General features: G+C 37.3%; 15 protein-coding genes. All 15 read right to left on the reverse strand.

Going from position 1 to position 16,699, the window contains the following annotated elements; translation table 11 throughout:
- Positions 1 to 20 precede the first annotated feature (20 nt).
- On the reverse strand, positions 21 to 1,208 hold the full coding sequence (locus ACQ86H_RS21230) for a M57 family metalloprotease (protein ID WP_431292389.1): 1,188 nt from the start codon (positions 1,206 to 1,208) through the stop codon (positions 21 to 23).
- A gap of 838 nt (positions 1,209 to 2,046) precedes the next feature.
- Entirely contained in the window at positions 2,047 to 3,252 is a 1,206-nt protein-coding gene (locus ACQ86H_RS21235) for a hypothetical protein (protein ID WP_431292390.1), read from the reverse strand.
- Between the two features lie 109 nt (positions 3,253 to 3,361).
- On the reverse strand, positions 3,362 to 6,181 hold the full coding sequence (locus ACQ86H_RS21240) for a TonB-dependent receptor domain-containing protein (RefSeq protein ID WP_431292391.1): 2,820 nt from the start codon (positions 6,179 to 6,181) through the stop codon (positions 3,362 to 3,364).
- Positions 6,182 to 6,293: 112 nt separating this feature from the next.
- Positions 6,294 to 6,809, reverse strand: a complete 516-nt coding sequence (locus ACQ86H_RS21245; RefSeq protein ID WP_431292392.1) for a DUF962 domain-containing protein — start codon at positions 6,807 to 6,809, stop codon at positions 6,294 to 6,296.
- 87 nt (positions 6,810 to 6,896) lie between these two features.
- Positions 6,897 to 8,468 carry a ribonuclease Y gene (gene rny, locus ACQ86H_RS21250; RefSeq protein WP_431292393.1) on the reverse strand — a complete coding sequence of 524 codons (1,572 nt, stop codon included), beginning with the start codon at positions 8,466 to 8,468 and terminating at the stop codon, positions 6,897 to 6,899.
- A gap of 307 nt (positions 8,469 to 8,775) precedes the next feature.
- Positions 8,776 to 9,066 carry a cell division protein ZapA gene (locus ACQ86H_RS21255; protein WP_025143281.1) on the reverse strand — a complete coding sequence of 97 codons (291 nt, stop codon included), beginning with the start codon at positions 9,064 to 9,066 and terminating at the stop codon, positions 8,776 to 8,778.
- 33 nt (positions 9,067 to 9,099) lie between these two features.
- Complete coding sequence (locus ACQ86H_RS21260; RefSeq protein WP_138820612.1) at positions 9,100 to 9,390, reverse strand: hypothetical protein; 291 nt, start codon at positions 9,388 to 9,390, stop codon at positions 9,100 to 9,102.
- 31 nt (positions 9,391 to 9,421) lie between these two features.
- Entirely contained in the window at positions 9,422 to 11,821 is a 2,400-nt protein-coding gene (pheT, locus tag ACQ86H_RS21265; protein ID WP_431292394.1) for a phenylalanine--tRNA ligase subunit beta, read from the reverse strand.
- A gap of 187 nt (positions 11,822 to 12,008) precedes the next feature.
- Positions 12,009 to 12,203: a hypothetical protein gene (locus ACQ86H_RS21270; protein WP_431292395.1), complete on the reverse strand. Its 195-nt coding sequence runs from the start codon at positions 12,201 to 12,203 to the stop codon at positions 12,009 to 12,011.
- A gap of 14 nt (positions 12,204 to 12,217) precedes the next feature.
- Positions 12,218 to 12,412, reverse strand: coding sequence for a hypothetical protein (locus ACQ86H_RS21275; RefSeq protein WP_138820609.1), 195 nt, complete (start codon positions 12,410 to 12,412; stop codon positions 12,218 to 12,220).
- A 1-nt stretch (position 12,413) separates the two neighbouring features.
- Complete coding sequence (locus ACQ86H_RS21280; RefSeq protein ID WP_431292396.1) at positions 12,414 to 13,808, reverse strand: radical SAM protein; 1,395 nt, start codon at positions 13,806 to 13,808, stop codon at positions 12,414 to 12,416.
- 5 nt (positions 13,809 to 13,813) lie between these two features.
- Entirely contained in the window at positions 13,814 to 14,578 is a 765-nt protein-coding gene (locus tag ACQ86H_RS21285) for a prolipoprotein diacylglyceryl transferase (RefSeq protein WP_431292397.1), read from the reverse strand.
- Positions 14,579 to 15,382: an endonuclease/exonuclease/phosphatase family protein gene (locus tag ACQ86H_RS21290; RefSeq protein WP_431295438.1), complete on the reverse strand. Its 804-nt coding sequence runs from the start codon at positions 15,380 to 15,382 to the stop codon at positions 14,579 to 14,581. It abuts the gene before it with no gap.
- A 141-nt stretch (positions 15,383 to 15,523) separates the two neighbouring features.
- Positions 15,524 to 16,222: a RadC family protein gene (gene radC / locus ACQ86H_RS21295; protein ID WP_138820605.1), complete on the reverse strand. Its 699-nt coding sequence runs from the start codon at positions 16,220 to 16,222 to the stop codon at positions 15,524 to 15,526.
- A 31-nt stretch (positions 16,223 to 16,253) separates the two neighbouring features.
- Positions 16,254 to 16,541 (reverse strand): 30S ribosomal protein S20, encoded by a 288-nt coding sequence (gene rpsT, locus ACQ86H_RS21300; protein WP_431292398.1) that lies wholly within the window; start codon positions 16,539 to 16,541, stop codon positions 16,254 to 16,256.
- Positions 16,542 to 16,699 lie beyond the last annotated feature (158 nt).

Raw genomic sequence — 16,699 nt, forward strand, 5'->3', positions numbered from 1 at the left:
TGTTCTATTTCTACTACTATCTAATTAAAAGTAACGGTTTGCCTTGCCCATTCTCCCTGACATTCTAAACCAACCAAACGACACTCTAGATAATAAGTTCCAGGAGTACCGTACGACCATTCCTGCTGTGGAAAATCACTAAAACTGCTTACCGGCAATACAACATTTAAACTTTGATCTAACATTCTCCATTCATAATAACCACCATTGTACGTGGCGCCTGCTGTACTAGTCACCGTTGCACCTGCCGAATTGGAAGATGGCCCGTTAATCACATTTTTAAAGGTACTTACAAATGGAGTGGTTACCGGCGGGTATAAATACTGAGCGGCAATTACATCATACGATGAAAAATCAGTCCAGGTTCTTGAAGTACCAAGTCTGCCAGAGTTCATTACTGAATTTGGATCTGCCGACGCAGCGCCTGTTGAGGGCGTGCCAGGTATAGCATTAACGCCTACATACCTACCGTAAGCATCGTAGTTACCTTCTCCATTGTAATCTGTATGACGCAAGCCCAAACAATGGCCAATTTCGTGTATCAACATAAACACATCCTGGGCATGGCTTCTTGGTATACCATTGTCGGCACCTGTACTGGTAACATTATTGGTAACATGATTTACCCAAATATTAGCTCCGGGCTGTCCTGCATCGGTTGGGAAATCTGCTTGTCCAAATGCACCTGTCCCCAGATTTACTTTTCTAATGGTAATATTAGGGGTAACAGGACTTGTGTAAGGTGGATAAAATTGATTATAAGAATGGATTAAATTGATGCGGCAGTTACCTATCGCATTCCAGGCAGTTATCGCTTCCCGAATTGCATAAAACCACCTGGTATCGAAATCTTCCTGGGTGATAATAACATTTGTGAGGTTTCCCTGAATTAACTGATTGGTATTACCCTGCGCTATTTTACCACTTGCATTTGTTGCTTTTTCAGTATTTTTATCTGTGGATAGCGATTTCTTCGAGATCAGGATATCCCCTTCCACCACGTAGTAATCGCCAGATTCTTTAATACCATCTGTTTGAAAGCCCATTTCTTTGATTTTTGCAAGTGCAGTAGCGTCAACTTGTGCTTTGCTTTCGGTCGCGATAACAGAGGGTTCAGATTTTTTACATGAATAGATGCTTAAGGTTAGCAGCAAAGCTGCCAAGCCCATTTTCCTGGAGAATGAGCTTAAAGTAGATGTTTTTTTCATAGTTAGGTTTTCCTATCCAAATTAACCATCTTACTGTTAAGCTATAATAAATAAATTATTAAGTTATTGCTAATAAAAAATACAAATATTTAAACATAAAAACACAAAAAGAAATGATAAAACATACATAAAATAAAAATAGAATATAAGTGTATTTTAATATGATATTACGGATTGTTGTGCCATTATTTTTTAGTTGGGCAGACAAAATGTCGTTTACGTTCTCTACCTATTCTTTACCCTTTGTTTACCTTTTCTCTACACCAGGTTAACCCCTTGTTAACCCTTTGCTTACCTTTTCTCTACCTATTTATTACTTAAAGGGTAAAGGATTGGTAAACAGACGGTACAGGAGAAGTAGTTTTGGGGATAATCTGGTAACCACAAAAGGTAATTATCTCTTCTGAAGCCATTAATTAGGGTAATGGCCAGGGCTAATCAAATAATTATTTGGAATACTTTCGTCCAATAGACATTCGACAGCACTCATTCACCCCTGCTGGGATAAGTCAATCTAATTCCTATGGATGTGGCGACTGTATCTATGTAATAGTTCCCGTCCAATATTAGGCTTGTTTGTTTGGCAATATCACCTTAACTAAATCCGACTTATATACGGTTTTTGTTAGTAAGCCCCCATATTTGCAGCCGACTTCCCTGAGATTCGCAGTCACCCACGACACCTTTTTCTCTATCTAACACTTCCAACTATTAAGCGTGTTCGAGTGTTCGAGCCTTCAAGCCGATAGTTGATTGCCATTCCCAGCGCACAAAAAAAGGGTGTCCATCATCATGATGAACACCCTTTTAATACCTGTTGGTACAGGAAGTGTAATGATTATAGATTAGCTAACAAATCTACACCATCAACAGTTGCCCATTTGCCTTTTGTTAAAGAAGCACCAGTTGCAGTTGTAGAGGTTGTCCAGTTTGTACCAAAACTAGCAGCAGATACAGTAAATCCTGCTGCACCAGTAATGAACAAAGTTGGAGTATTAGTTACTTTAACATTTGTTAATTTGATTTTACCTGTCAATACCTGGTCGTCGTAGGTTAGTAAATCTTTAATCTGAACAGCACCACCTGCAAATGCTGTAGGAGTTGTTTGACTATTGTATCCATCAATTATGATATTGCTGTAATCGCCATTACCTTCTGCTTTAAACTGAAAAGCATCTAATTGGATTTCGCTCTGTGCTTCGGTTGTTGTACCAGCAGCTCTTTTTAAAGTTATGTTTGTAATTTTTGGCCAGAACTCGTTGTTTACTCCTTTTGATTCTACTTCCATACCGTAATTCCCAACACCCGTTTGATAAGCAAACCAGTTGGTATTGTCTTGGCCTCTCCATCCGTCTTGCCAATCGAATGAATCATCAGCATTGCCATAAGAGATTAAGTTTTTAGCGCTTACAGTACCACCGTAAAATTCGAAACCATCATCATTTCCTTTATAAGAAACCAGATTCTCTAGAACCGTTCCACTACCTACTGAATAGAAAGAGAAACCGTTTTGTTCTTTTGAGTTCGTAGTAATTACACGACCTGCGTATTCTACTCTTACATATTTTAATGAACCGCCATTGTGTGTTGCATTAGTTCCACCATACGACAAAGTTAAACCATCTTCTGAAGTAGCTGTTTGCGGCGCTGGTTTTGTTGCAGAATTTACGATTGGCGCATCACCATACATAATGATACCGTTCCAAGAGCCACCAATTTTTGATTTCTCTGTTAATACGATCGGATTATCAGCAGTTCCATTGGCAATTAGCTTACCACCATTTAATACAACTAAACCATCATCACCATCAGTTTTATCTGCAGTAAAAGTAGAACCTGCTTCGATAGTTAAGGTAACACCTGATTGAATTTTAACAATACCTTTTAACGTATAATTACCAAAAGCTAGTGTTCTGTTAGTTGTAATATCACCAGTGATTTCACCTACCACCGGAACTTTTGTAGGTACTTCCTCATCATCATCTTTTGAACAGCCCGTAAAAATTGTAGCTGACACAGCAATTGCATAAAGTAATTTTTTCATTTTAACTCTTTTTTAATTTTCCTTTGTAAATTTAGTTTTCCTATGTTTTCAATACATTAACTCAGTTTTAACATTGCGTAAACCGAAGATTAATAAATGTAATCTTAGATTAAAATGTATACCCCAGACCTAATGACACGCCAACACCTCTTTTATAATCTTTAACCGTTAAGTCATTCTCATATATCTTTACTGTACTTTTCTCCCCCAAATCAATCTTGTAAGTTGGGTTTAAAATATTCTCTACGCCAAACTTCACATCCCATTTATTTGAGATTTTGTTGTTCCAAATAAAATCGAGTTTACCAAATGGTTTTTCGTAATAGTTATCTAATCCATTTGTACCTACAGCATAAATACGTTCACCATAAATATTGTAAGCCAATGTCATGGTACTTTTCCATTTTTTGCTAAAATCAGTTTCGTGTTTTATGTCAGCATTGATTAACCATGGCGAAGCCCCTTGAAGCCTGCGGGTATTATCGTTGCCGATCGCAGCAGTTTCTGCACTATTTTTCACCTTATCTATGGTTGTTTGGGTGTACATCAACGAGGTATTGAAACCTACAGAGAAATTAGACAGCGATTCGCTGAGCCTAGAAAGTTGTAATAAAAATTCCAATTCAGCACCGTATAATATTGCTTTTTTAGAGTTATCATAGGTAATGGCCAATCCACCGCTACCTGCTGATTGTAGAAATAGACGCTCGATTGGGTTTTTTAAATATTTAGCAAAACCTGTTATGGCAAACATTTCGGTACTGGAAGGGAAAAATTCGTATTTCAGATCAGCATTGTAGTTTTGACTGTTAACTACATTTGGGTTACCGTTTTCAATTGTGGCATCGGGATTCACAAACTCTAAAGGGAAAGCTTCCATAATAACCGGCTTGGTTAACGTTTTTGAAAGCGACAGTCTTAAGTTTGTTTTCTCGGAGACCGAATATTTAAAGTTTACAGCTGGCAAAAGATCCGTATTATTTTTTGTTACCTTTTGAAAAGGGGCATCAAAATCTCCCGGATTCCTGAACCTAGTAATCCTTTGTGACTGTTCAATCCTTAAACCACCATTTAAATTTAGTTTTTCATTAATTTTAAGAGATAAATCAGCGTAACCGGCATTTACACTTTCCTGCATTTTAGCAATATAGGTTGCACCCGAACCTTCGTTATAAGTAAAACCACCATTAGCAATTTGTTCTGAAAGTGTAGCGTCAGGTTTATTTGTGTTTAAAGTGGCGTTATTAGATAATAGATTTTGTGAAACCAAGAATCTAAAATTAGATTCGATTTTATTAAAAGATCCGTTATAACCAACTGATAATTTATGCGCCTTTGCTCCATTGTCGTCTTCTCCAAATTTCCAATTATATTCTAATAAACCAGAGCCGAAAAAATCACCGTTAAAATCCATATACTGTCTGGTAATACTATTCCCCGTGTAACTGATCGATGTGGTATTCTCATCGAGCATTGCTCCTTTAAACGACTTCCTGTCTGGTAGTTGGTAATCTGTTTTTGAATAAGAAACCCCAGCCCTTACGCTATGTGTATCATCTGCAGTTATTTTATAATTTGCAAATAACTGACCAGTAAAGAAATCGGTTTTTTGCAATTGATTTAGGCGGATAAACGAGTTAGTGGCAGTAGCCTGGCTATTCGTATAACCCAATTGATCCTGTATCATGGCTTCAGTTCCCTTTAAATAAAATGCATTTAAATTCAGGTTTAACCTATTTGAACCATAATTAATAGCACCCAATAAAGATGAATTGGTAGAAAACCTATACTTGGTGGTGTATAAATTATTGTCATAAATACCTTGTGCTGTATTGAAAAAACGATCGACTCCCTCTCTAACCTGAAAGTTATTATCTGTATTTACAGAGACCAGATACTGGAAATATCGGTTATTTTCAAACCTGATTTTCTGCGTGTGTAATATGCCTATGTTTGTATTTAGTGGTGCATTGCCCTCCTCAACGTCAAATCCCGAACCGAACTGTGAATTGGCTTCGCTTGCCGACATCGTATATGCTGAAGGTGCCTTTCGAAAAACCTTAGGTAGTTTACGGTCACTTCCTGTAAAACCGAAGTAATCACCAATTGAAGTCTCACCCTCAGGCCTTAAGAATTTCTTAAAGCTGCTGTTTGAAAGAAAGCTGGTCCCGATATTAATTTTAGTTATTGCTTTTTCGCCCTTAGCGGTTACAATATTGAATGTTCCACCGGCAAAATCGCCGTATAAACCTGCGTTGAATGTTTTGTAGGTTTCTAAAACACTTACAATGTCTGTCGGGAAAAGATCTAACGGGATAATTTTTTTGAAGGGATTGTTAGAAGGTACAGCCAAACCATTTATTAAGAGATTATTATACCTGTCTTCTAAACCCCTTACAAATAACCCCCTGCCGTCTACTTTAGTAATACCAGTAATTTTTGTTAATCCTTCTTCAACATCACTTACTCCTTTTCTGGATAATTCCTGGATTCCGATACCTTGTTTAATCTCAATAGCATTTTTTTGCAATGATAGTAAAGCGGTTTCGCTTTCTTTACCAGCTACACCTTTTACTTGTACATCAGCTAATTTCTGAGAATTCGATTCATCAAGCGCCAGGTTTAAGGTTGTTATACCTCCACCATTTACTTCTACAGCGGGTACTTCTTTTGTAGCATAACCTACGTAAGATGCTTCTACTATAAATTTACCATCCTGTAATGCAGCGATAATATATTTACCATCAGCACCTGTAGAAGTACCTTTAGTTGTTCCTTTAATTTTAACCGTTACCCCAATTAAGGTTTCTCCCGTTTTTTTATCGGTAACTGTTCCGGAAATTTTTCCAGTTTGTGCATACGAAAGTATGCTCATCGTCAAAGCGAACACAGTAAGTGCCGCTCTTTTAAAAGAGTTTAGTAATTCCAATTTGCCTTTATTTGATAAGGGCAAAATTATTACCACAGTGTTAACTTCAGGTTAGATGTTAATTAAGGTTTGTTTACCTTAAGGTTAATTCTGAGTTAACAACATTTCAATCCTAATATCTAATCCCCGTTTTCCTGCAAATGAAGTGCAATAACCAGATCGGTCCAATTAACAGGAACTTAACATCATCCAGAAATGATGGTTTCTTTCCTTCAATTTTATGACCAATAAACTGACCAACCCAGGCCGCAACAAATATTGCGGCATAAATGGCATAAGCTGTTCCACTTCCTAAGCCTACCGCCTGCTCAATTTTTACGATGATGTAACTCATTAACCCCACCACCCAGATCATCATGAAAAACAATACGGGTGATAAAGTGAAATAATAATACAAGCTAAAGGCCAAAAGGAACGAAGCCCAGTTAAAGAACCCATTATAACTGCCCAGAAAACCGAGATGCGGAAAAGGAATCTGCCAGATTAAACCCAATAAACTGAATACGATCAACGGCACACAAATCCAGTGTACCAGTTTGTTAGTCGGGTTTTGGTGACTTTCGGCGTACTTATCAAAAAGCACATCTACAGGTCTCTTTGGTTCAATTTGAATGGTTTGCTTGCTCATTATGTAAAAATAAAAAAAGCGATGGATATTCCATCGCTTACTATATTGTTTAATCTTAGAGACCTTATAGGTTTGGTCTCTTAATCATTATTTAGCAAATGCTACAGAACGGGTTTCCCTGATTACGGTAACCTTAATCTGCCCCGGATAAGTCATTTCGGTTTGAATACGTGTCGAAATATCAGCAGCTAAAAGTTCTGCCTGCGCATCAGTAATGCGTTCGCTTTCTACAATTACACGTAATTCTCTACCAGCCTGAATGGCGAAAGTTTTTTCCACACCTGGGTAAGATAAAGCGAGTTCTTCTAAATCTTTAAGGCGTTTAATATAACTTTCTACCACCTCACGACGTGCACCCGGGCGAGCGCCAGAGATCGCATCACAAGCCTGTACTATTGGAGAGATCATCGAAGTCATCTCAATTTCATCGTGGTGGGCACCAATGGCATTACAAATTTCAGGGTGTTCTTTATATTTTTCGGCCAGTTGCATACCTAAAATTGCATGTGGCAATTCCGGATTATCATCAGGCACTTTACCTATATCGTGTAATAGACCTGCACGTTTAGCCATTTTAGCATTTAAGCCTAATTCTGCAGCCATTGTTGCACAGAAATTAGCTACCTCACGAGAGTGATGTAACAAGTTTTGTCCGTAAGATGAACGGTAACGCATACGGCCAACCATACGGATCAATTCAGGGTGTAAACCGTGAATACCTAAATCGATCACGGTACGTTCACCAATCTCTACAATTTCGTCTTCGATCTGTTTTTTGGTCTTCGCTACAATTTCTTCAATACGTGCCGGGTGGATACGACCATCTGTTACCAAACGGTGTAAAGCCAGGCGGGCTATTTCTCTTCTTACCGGGTCGAAACCTGATAAAATAATGGCTTCCGGTGTGTCATCCACAATAATCTCAATACCGGTTGCAGCTTCTAAAGCACGGATATTTCTACCTTCTCTACCAATAACGCGTCCTTTAATCTCGTCGCTTTCGATATGGAATATAGACACAGAATTTTCAATAGCAGCCTCTGTAGCGGTACGTTGAATGGTTTGGATAACCACTTTTTTAGCTTCTTTGCTCGCTGTTAATTTGGCTTCATCAACAATATCCTTCACCTGCATCATGGCCTGGGTACGGGCTTCTTGTTTCAGGTTTTCTACCAATTGTTCTTTCGCTTCTTCCGCAGAAAGACCAGCGATGGTTTCTAATTGTTTAAGGTGCTGATTTTTTAATACTTCTACTTCTTCTTGTCTCTTTACAGCAAGATCGGTTTGTTTTTCAAGATTAGCTTTTTGCTTATCCAGTTCCTGTTCTTTTTTATTGAAGTTTTCCATGCGCTGGTTCACCGATTGCTCTTTCTGCTTCATGGTGTTTTCGCGTTGGTTAATGTTATTGTTTTTGGCATTCACTTCTTGCTCATGCTCCGCTTTCATTTGCAAAAACTTTTCTTTTGCTTCTAAAAGTTTATTCTTTTTTAAGATTTCTGCATTGTTTTCTGCATCTTTTAAAATCTTTTTCACTTTATTTTGTGCGGCAACTTCCTGCTGTTTAAGCAAGTTACGCAGGAGGAATCTTCCTACCACTACTCCGATAGCTATACCCGCTATTACGGCAAATACGTATCCTAATATTTCAACTATTTCCATTTTGTTTTTTATGTAAAAAAAAACCGCAACTAATTTTTAAAGTCTCATACATTTTAAACCTCAACTAAGCATAATTAGGGTTTAAGCCATTTTCAGGTGCCATAGCAGATGAAATACGCCCTCTTAACCCTATAGATATTGAAGTGTTAAGTTTTATAAAATTTGAAACTCAAAAACTAGCCGCGGCTATGTTTTTATGCTAAATATTGGCACCGTCCCTGATCCGATAACTATTGGATTTATTTCAGGATCTTATTAACAGACGCTGAAACAAGTTCAGCGTGACGAATTGCCGAAAGAACGAACCTTATTTTGAAAAGAAATTATTGAGTAAAACATCCAATTCTTCAACTTTATCGGCAACAGCAGTATCCTGGTTTTGTACTTTGTTTTCTGTTCTCAATACAGCTGTTGCATAGTGCAACACAGCCATAGAAAGAAGATCCTGCTTATCTCTAACCGCATAATTATCCTGATAATCTTTTATGCGCTCATTGATCATTTTTGCTGCCCGTCTCACAATTTCTTCCTCTTCCATATTTACCTTTAGTGGATAAATGCGGTCGGAAATGGTTATTTTAATCGAGATTTCTCCCATTTGTTTAGCTTAGTTTCTGATTTCTTTGCATCATTATTTTTTTAATAATGCAATACTCTTATCAATCTCCCGCACAAAATCGTTAATTTTTTGTTTAATGTCAAGCGATTTTTCACTTGTCCCCTCTATACTTTTAGCCAATTTTGTAACCCTTAATTTTTCATCAAGTTCTACATTTTTGCTCTTCGCCGTATCGAGTGCTACTTTTAACGATTGATTTTCAAGCTTTAATAAATCATTTTCTTCCTGTAGCGCATTACATAACTCAATTACCTGAGCTGTTTTTTGTAATACTTTATCTAACTGATCTGCAACAGAAGCCATGAATTTATTTCTAAAAATACGAATTTATATTTTATTTCCTAATTTCTGCACCAGCTTGTGCTGTTAAATTCGCGATTAGTTTCTGCATGGTATGCTCAATCTGCTTATCGGTTAGGGTTTGTTCCTCATCCTGCAAAATAAAATTTAAGGCATACGATTTTTTCCCCTCTGGTAATTTATCACCAACATATACATCGAATACACCAACTTCCTTGATCAGCTTTTTATCGGTTTTAAATGCAATACCTTTTAAGGTATCGAAGGTTACATTTTGATCAATCAACAATGAAAGATCGCGACGAACCTGCGGGTATTTAGAAACATCTCTGTGTACGATTTTATTTTTCCTTACAATATCTAATAAGGTTGCCCAATCGAAATCAGCATAAAATACCTCAGCATTTACATCAGCCACTTTGCGGTCGGCTTTTGAAGCCGCACCGAAACTTACCAGGGTTTTATCTCCACGGAAATATTTGATTCCGTAAGCAAAGTTTTCATCGTTTAAATCGTCAGACTGATAGCTTGTAATACCCAAACGTGATACAATGGCATCCACTGCTGATTTTAAATTATAGAAAGTAGCCGGTTTAGCATTGTGGTTCCATTGCTCGCTTTGTTTAGCTCCCGAAATCAACAATAACAACCTTGGGCGCTCTACATACTGCTCATTGATTAAATGATATGTTTTACCGAATTCGTAAAACTTCACATCCGCATTTTTACGGTTCTGGTTGTAAGCTACACTTTCTAAAGCAGGCATCAATAAATTCTGACGCATTACATTTAGATCGCTGCTTAAGGGATTTAAAATAAATACCGCTTCATCTAAATTTTTGGAATAAGCTGATTTAGTCAACGAATTACACATAATTTCAGCATAGCCATTTGAAGTGAGCATATCTGCAATTACATTATGCGTATTTTCTTTTTCGGGCTTAATGCTATAAGAAAGCGATGCATTTACCTTTGAAGGGATTTCGATATTATCATAACCGTAAATACGTAATACCTCTTCTGTAATGTCGCACTCGCGTGTTACATCCACCTTAAACGATGGTACTCTTAAAGCTAAAGTATCATCAGAAGTATTGGTTGCCGAAATACCCAAAGCGGTAATAATGTGTTTGATTTCGGCTGAAGGGATATTTGCACCGATTAATTTATTGATATTGGTATAACTTACTTCAAATTCGAACGGTTTGATAGGACTTGGATAAATGTCAGAAATTGAGGATGAAATTTCACCACCTGCTAATTCTTTAATCAATAAAGCCGCGTATTTTAAGGCAGTAACTGTAATCTCCGGATCGGTACCCCGCTCGTAACGGAAAGAGGCATCAGTTTTTAAACCATGTCTTTTCGATGTTTTACGAACAGAAACGGAATTGAAGTAAGCACTTTCTAAAAAGATATTTTTAGTATTGGCATCCACACCTGATGATTTCCCTCCAAAAACACCTGCAATACACATTGGAGTTTCGGCATTGCAGATCATTAAATCATCAGCACTTAGTTTACGTTCAACATCATCAAGGGTTACAAAAGGGGTACCTTCAGCAACTTTTTTCACAATTACTTTTCCGCCACTAATTTTATCAGCATCGAAAGCATGTAACGGCTGACCTAAACCATGAAGCACATAATTGGTAATATCAACCACATTGTTGATCGGGCGTAAACCAATTACCTTTAATTTATCTTTTAACCAGTCTGGCGATTCTTGTACGGTAACACCCGAAATGGTTAAACTGCTATAACGCGGGCAGGCAGCCAAATCTTCTACCTCTACCGGAATCACAAGATTCTCGTTATCGGTTTTGAAAGCAGAAAGATCAGGCATTTCATATTCACTTCTGAAATAAGCCGCTAAATCTCTCGCCACACCCAAATGTGAAGCCGCATCGGCACGGTTTGGTGTTAATCCGATTTCGAAAACAAAATCATCATCCATTTTGAAATGATCTTTTGCACGGATACCTATTTCGGTATCTTCGGCAAGGATCATAATCCCATCATGCGATTTACCCAAACCAATTTCATCTTCGGCACAGATCATTCCCTGAGAAAGTTCTCCCCTGATTTTTGATTCTTTGATTTTAAAAGGTTCTCCTTCTAAAGGATATACCGTTGTACCTACTGTGGCTACTACTACTTTTTGCCCGGCGCCTACATTTGGAGCACCGCATACAATCTGCAGGTTTTCCTTACCGCCAACATTAACCGTAGTAATGCGCAAACGATCAGCATTGGGATGCTGAACACAGGTTAATACTTCGCCGATAACCAAACCCTCTAAACCGCCCACAACAGGCTGCACTTTTTCTACACTTTCTACTTCTAAACCAACGTTGGTAAGGATTAACGAAAGTTCCTGAGGTGTTTTATCAATTTGTACGAATTGTTTTAACCAGTTATATGATATTTTCATTTTGGAGTATCAAGTTTGAGTATCAGGTATCAAGACAAATCTCAACTGATACTCTATTTCTATAAAACGCAAAGATATTATTTAAAGGTCAAAGGAGAAAGCTAAATTATTGAGATTTGAGATTCCAGCCATGAGATTTGAGACTTAGGAACGCTAAAACCCTGGTTCAAACACACAATATAAATGACTAATGACCAATATTCAGATTGGATAGAATGACTGCACATGCACCGGCACCTATTACCACCATGATCACTGAAGCAATAACCAATTTAAGACCTGATTTAACGGGTTGATTTTTAGCTGCTTTTACAACGATCTGAATGATGCCAATTACAAATAACAATACGACAATTACCCAATATACAATAAAAATTCCCATGATTTATTTTGAAATTAACTATTAGCGAGCAATACGGCACAAGCGCCAAAACCGATTACCACCATAATTACCGAAATAATAAGCAATTTCAAGCCGGGCTTTACAGGTTCGTTCCTGGATGATTTAATAATAATCTGAATAATCCCAACTACAAAAAGTACGATTGCAGTAAGACAATAGATCACAAATAAGGCAAATAAACCACCCATATTAGTTCATATTTAATTTTTCCCTAATCAGATCTATTTTATTGTCGCGGTAAAAGATATTCATGGTTTCGAAAGGAACCATTTTATATTTATCGCTCACAATGTGCACACATGATTTTTTAACTGCACGCACATCAAAGTCCAGCGGGTCCATAAAATTCATGATAATGATCCGAAATAAATTATCATAACTTAAACTATCTGATTTTACCCTGGGCAGGCAACACATCAATTCGCCAAAGGTATCTTCGGCACAATCTACAGAAACACCTGTGCTAAACAAGTTGAGCATGTGCTCTTTCAATTTTTCATCGTGTTCGAATACGATGGTATTTTTTGAATTGTTGAGCAAATCTTCGGGATTGATCAAATGTGTCATCGGGATCACCTCATCACCAATTTTTAAAGCATAAGCCATACATAATGCATCAGGGTTACATGGCACAGGAATTAAATCCTGTGGGGTAAAGGTTGGATATTGCTCATAAATTTTTCTTCGTACCTCAGTTAAGGTGATTCTTCCCTGCTGATCGTTATAGTCATCATTTCTTCCGGCAACCTGAGTAGGTTGGAAAGTAACGCCGCGAACACATTTCTGCTTTAATGCATAGTCCAAAATATCGCCAATTTCATGATCATTCAACCCGTTTTGCAAAGTTACTACCAAAGTAGTAGATACATTAAACTCATTTAAATGATCGATCGCTTTTCTTCGCACTTCGGTAAGGTCTTCGCCCCTTAGCTTTGTTAATACTTCGGGACTGAAACTATCAAACTGCAGGTAGATTTCAAAATCAGGCATATAACTTGCCAGTTTTTCCACAAAATTAATATCCTTGGCAATCCTGATCCCGTTGGTATTCACCATCAGGTGTTTAATGGGTTTGGTTTTTGCGAGATCTAAAATCTTAAAAAAATCAGGGTGAACTGTTGGCTCCCCACCCGAAAGCTGAACCACATCAGGCTCGCCCTCGTTGGCCACTACAACATCCATCATGCGCTCTACTTCTTCCAGCGTACGGTGCCTGCCATAATTTGGCGACGACATGGCGTAGCAAGTCGGACAGGCCAGGTTGCAACGATCAGTAACCTCTATTACGGTTAAACACGAATGTTGTTCATGATCAGTACACAAGCCACAATCGTAAGGACAACCGTAATGCACTTTGGTATTAAACTTAAGCGGCATTTCCGATTGTTTATTATAATTCCGGATCTGCTTGTAGTATTCAACATCATCAGCAATCATCACTTTACTATCACCATGCGTTCTGCAGTTTTTCAACATAAACACTTTAGCATCCTGAAAAACAATTTTCGCATCGCAAAGCTGTAAACATTCCGGACAAAGGCTCTTGGTATAATCGTAGTATATATAATCTCTGGTATTGGCCATAATGTTTACTTTTTAGCAGCTATCTTTTTAGAAATCCTGATGATGAATCTATAATAATAAATAAAAATAAACAATGCAGACCAATGAATGCTGCTTAAATTTAAAAATAATGGTTGGTATGGCTTAATAAATTCGATTAAAAAGCGGAAAAAGAAATACAATACCATAAATAGTTTAAAGCGGTCGCCATTGATCAGTTCTTTATGCTTTAAGCGGTTAAAAAGAAAAATCAAAAGCACGAGGTAAACTATTTCGTAAAGCATAATGGGGTGCCGGGGTATACCATCGCCCAAATCCATCCCTGTAAAAAGATGGGTACGAATACCATAGGTTGGCTCATCAATTCCCATAGAAAAGCAGCCGATGCGTCCGATAATCAGCGCCACTAAAATGGGGATTACGTAAATATCCCCAGAGGCAACCTTCACACCAATTATCTTTTTTATTAATTCTACGCCAAACAACCCTCCAAGCAGGCCACCAACGATAGTTTTACTTTGATATAAAATTGAAAACGTCAGGTGATTGATTACTTCAGGAGTTTCGAGTACTGCTACAACCCGCGAGCCTATCAGCGCGCCTAACATCGCTCCCAACATAATCCACAGCCTGTTTTCGTCAGAAATCTGATCTACAATGCCTTTTTTATAATAGTAATAAAGCCTGACACCAATTATAAATGCGAGCGTTTCGAAAATATAATGATAATGGTATTGGGTACCAGAAAATTCGAACTGAAATGGAAAGACTGACAGGGCTTTTAGTAGCATTTATTGAAAGAAAAGTCTACAAAAAACTGGCAGGTGATCAGAATAATACCTTTTGTCTTTACTATCTGTTAAAACGGCAAACTTTTGCACCTTAAAACCTTTGTTTACAAAAATGTAATCAATCCGGTCTTTCAGGTCGCTATCGAAATGAAAACCATTAAAAGTACCTGCAGGGCCATAAGGTGGTTCTACCGAAACCTCTTTAGCATCGGTCAGAAAAGATTTAATGGTTGCAATGGCTTCTGTTTCAGGCGTTACATTTAAATCGCCGGTAAAAATAACAGGTAATGCTGGTGCAATCTGCTGTATTTTCTGTTTCAACAATTTGGCCGATTCAATCCTCGCCTGAACCCCAATATGATCATAATGGGTATTAAAAACGATAAATTCTTTTTCGTTCAGTTTATCGTACAGTTTAACCCAGCTACACACGCGGTTTAAAGCGGCATCCCATCCTTTTGAAGGCACATCGGGTGTTTGCGACAGCCAAAACGTTCCGCCATCTTTTTTCATAAAGCGATCTTTGTCGAAATAAACAGCCGAAAATTCTCCTTTTCTTTTTCCATCATCTCGACCAACACCTACCACATCGAAATTGGAATTTTCGAGCAATGCATCAAATTGTTCAGGCAAAGCTTCCTGAACGCAAAGAATATCGGCATCATGAAATTTCACTAAAGCTTTTACATTATCTTTTCGGTTTGGCCAGGCGTTAACACCATCTGATGCTACATTTAAGCGGATGTTATACGTGACGATATTAATTGGAACAGCTTTTTTTGAGCGAAAGCCATAATCGTTAATAAAAGGAAAACAGGGATGATTTTTAAAGTATTCATAAACATAATTACACTATTAATTAATTCCGGTTAGCAAGTAACGCCTAATTTTAAGCCGCTATTATAATAATTTAACGTTAATTGTACTTTAACAACCTGATATCTTTTAAATTAAATCTTCATCTCTATAACTATAGTAGCGGTTATTGGCAAAAATCAGGTGATCAACCACATACAAACCAAGCAAATTGCCTGAGGCAACCATATTCTTTGTCAGTTTATCGTCGCTCTCGCTGGGCTTTATATTCCCTGAAGGATGGTTATGCGCCAATACAATATTTGCGGCATTGTTTTCTAAAGCTGTTTTAAAAATAATTTTCGGATCGGCTACTGTACCTGCCTGCCCACCTTTACTGATCAAAAATTTACCGATTACCCGGTTAGACCTGTTTAGCAGCAATATCCAGAACTCTTCGTGATTGAGATTGGCAAAGGTTTGATGTAAATATTTATAAACATCATTAGAAGTAGTTACATGCGTAATCACCTCCTCTGTGGTTTCCTTTCGCCTCAAACCCAACTCTAGAGCGGCAATAATAGTTAATGCTTTGGCTTCTCCAATACCTTTAAACCTGGAAAGATCCAGAATAGAAGCTTTTCCCAGTTTTGTTAAATTGTGATCGTAAAAAGACAAAATCCTTTTACTTAAATCTACAGCGGTTTCATTTTTACTTCCAGAGCCAATTAAAATAGCAATCAGTTCGGCATCTGTTAAATGTCTTCGGCCGTGTAATAAAAGTTTTTCACGTGGGCGATCTTCTTCAGCCCATAACTTTATCCCTACTTTCTGTTCGTAATTTTTCATTTTTTTAGAAAAAAAGCATCCTAACTTTTGATTAGGATGCCTTAATATCGTAAAAAAATTGGCTTATTTTTAAACCATTAACGAATTTCGTTAATTTTGATTTGTTATTTGCCGCTTTGTTTTTGTGGATAATATTCTTTTTAGCTAAACGATCTAACATAGAGATTACTTTAGGCAATAAATCAGATGCAGATTTTTTATCTTCTGCAGCACGTAATCTTTTAATAAAGGTACGTGTAGTTTTTGCCTGATATCTGTTACGTAAACGTTTTGTTGCGTTTGCTCTAATTCTTTTTAATGAAGATTTATGATTTGCCATTTCTATTTAGCCTTTTATTTTTCTTATTCGTTTCCTATAATTCGGGTTGCAAATATAGGATTAATGTTTTTAAATTACAAAACACTTTCAACTTTTTTTCATTAAAATTGAACCCTATTTCCGAAGGACAAAAATACATTAAAATTATTCATTATAAA

Source organism: Pedobacter sp. P26 (genome assembly GCF_050632135.1).
Lineage (GTDB): Bacteria > Bacteroidota > Bacteroidia > Sphingobacteriales > Sphingobacteriaceae > Pedobacter.

What these genes read in the sequence shown, in the direction of transcription:
- ACQ86H_RS21260 (WP_138820612.1), bottom strand. Translation starts at nt 9,390, where the DNA reads ATGGCTTCTGTTGCAGATCAGTTAGATAAAGTATTACAAAAAACAGCT.
- ACQ86H_RS21245 (WP_431292392.1), bottom strand. Translation starts at nt 6,809, where the DNA reads ATGAGCAAGCAAACCATTCAAATTGAACCAAAGAGACCTGTAGATGTG.
- pheT (WP_431292394.1), bottom strand. Translation starts at nt 11,821, where the DNA reads ATGAAAATATCATATAACTGGTTAAAACAATTCGTACAAATTGATAAA.
- ACQ86H_RS21235 (WP_431292390.1), bottom strand. Translation starts at nt 3,252, where the DNA reads ATGAAAAAATTACTTTATGCAATTGCTGTGTCAGCTACAATTTTTACG.
- ACQ86H_RS21270 (WP_431292395.1), bottom strand. Translation starts at nt 12,203, where the DNA reads ATGGGAATTTTTATTGTATATTGGGTAATTGTCGTATTGTTATTTGTA.
- ACQ86H_RS21275 (WP_138820609.1), bottom strand. Translation starts at nt 12,412, where the DNA reads ATGGGTGGTTTATTTGCCTTATTTGTGATCTATTGTCTTACTGCAATC.
- ACQ86H_RS21285 (WP_431292397.1), bottom strand. Translation starts at nt 14,578, where the DNA reads ATGCTACTAAAAGCCCTGTCAGTCTTTCCATTTCAGTTCGAATTTTCT.
- rny (WP_431292393.1), bottom strand. Translation starts at nt 8,468, where the DNA reads ATGGAAATAGTTGAAATATTAGGATACGTATTTGCCGTAATAGCGGGT.
- radC (WP_138820605.1), bottom strand. Translation starts at nt 16,222, where the DNA reads ATGAAAAATTACGAACAGAAAGTAGGGATAAAGTTATGGGCTGAAGAA.
- ACQ86H_RS21255 (WP_025143281.1), bottom strand. Translation starts at nt 9,066, where the DNA reads ATGGGAGAAATCTCGATTAAAATAACCATTTCCGACCGCATTTATCCA.
- ACQ86H_RS21230 (WP_431292389.1), bottom strand. Translation starts at nt 1,208, where the DNA reads ATGAAAAAAACATCTACTTTAAGCTCATTCTCCAGGAAAATGGGCTTG.
- ACQ86H_RS21280 (WP_431292396.1), bottom strand. Translation starts at nt 13,808, where the DNA reads ATGGCCAATACCAGAGATTATATATACTACGATTATACCAAGAGCCTT.
- rpsT (WP_431292398.1), bottom strand. Translation starts at nt 16,541, where the DNA reads ATGGCAAATCATAAATCTTCATTAAAAAGAATTAGAGCAAACGCAACA.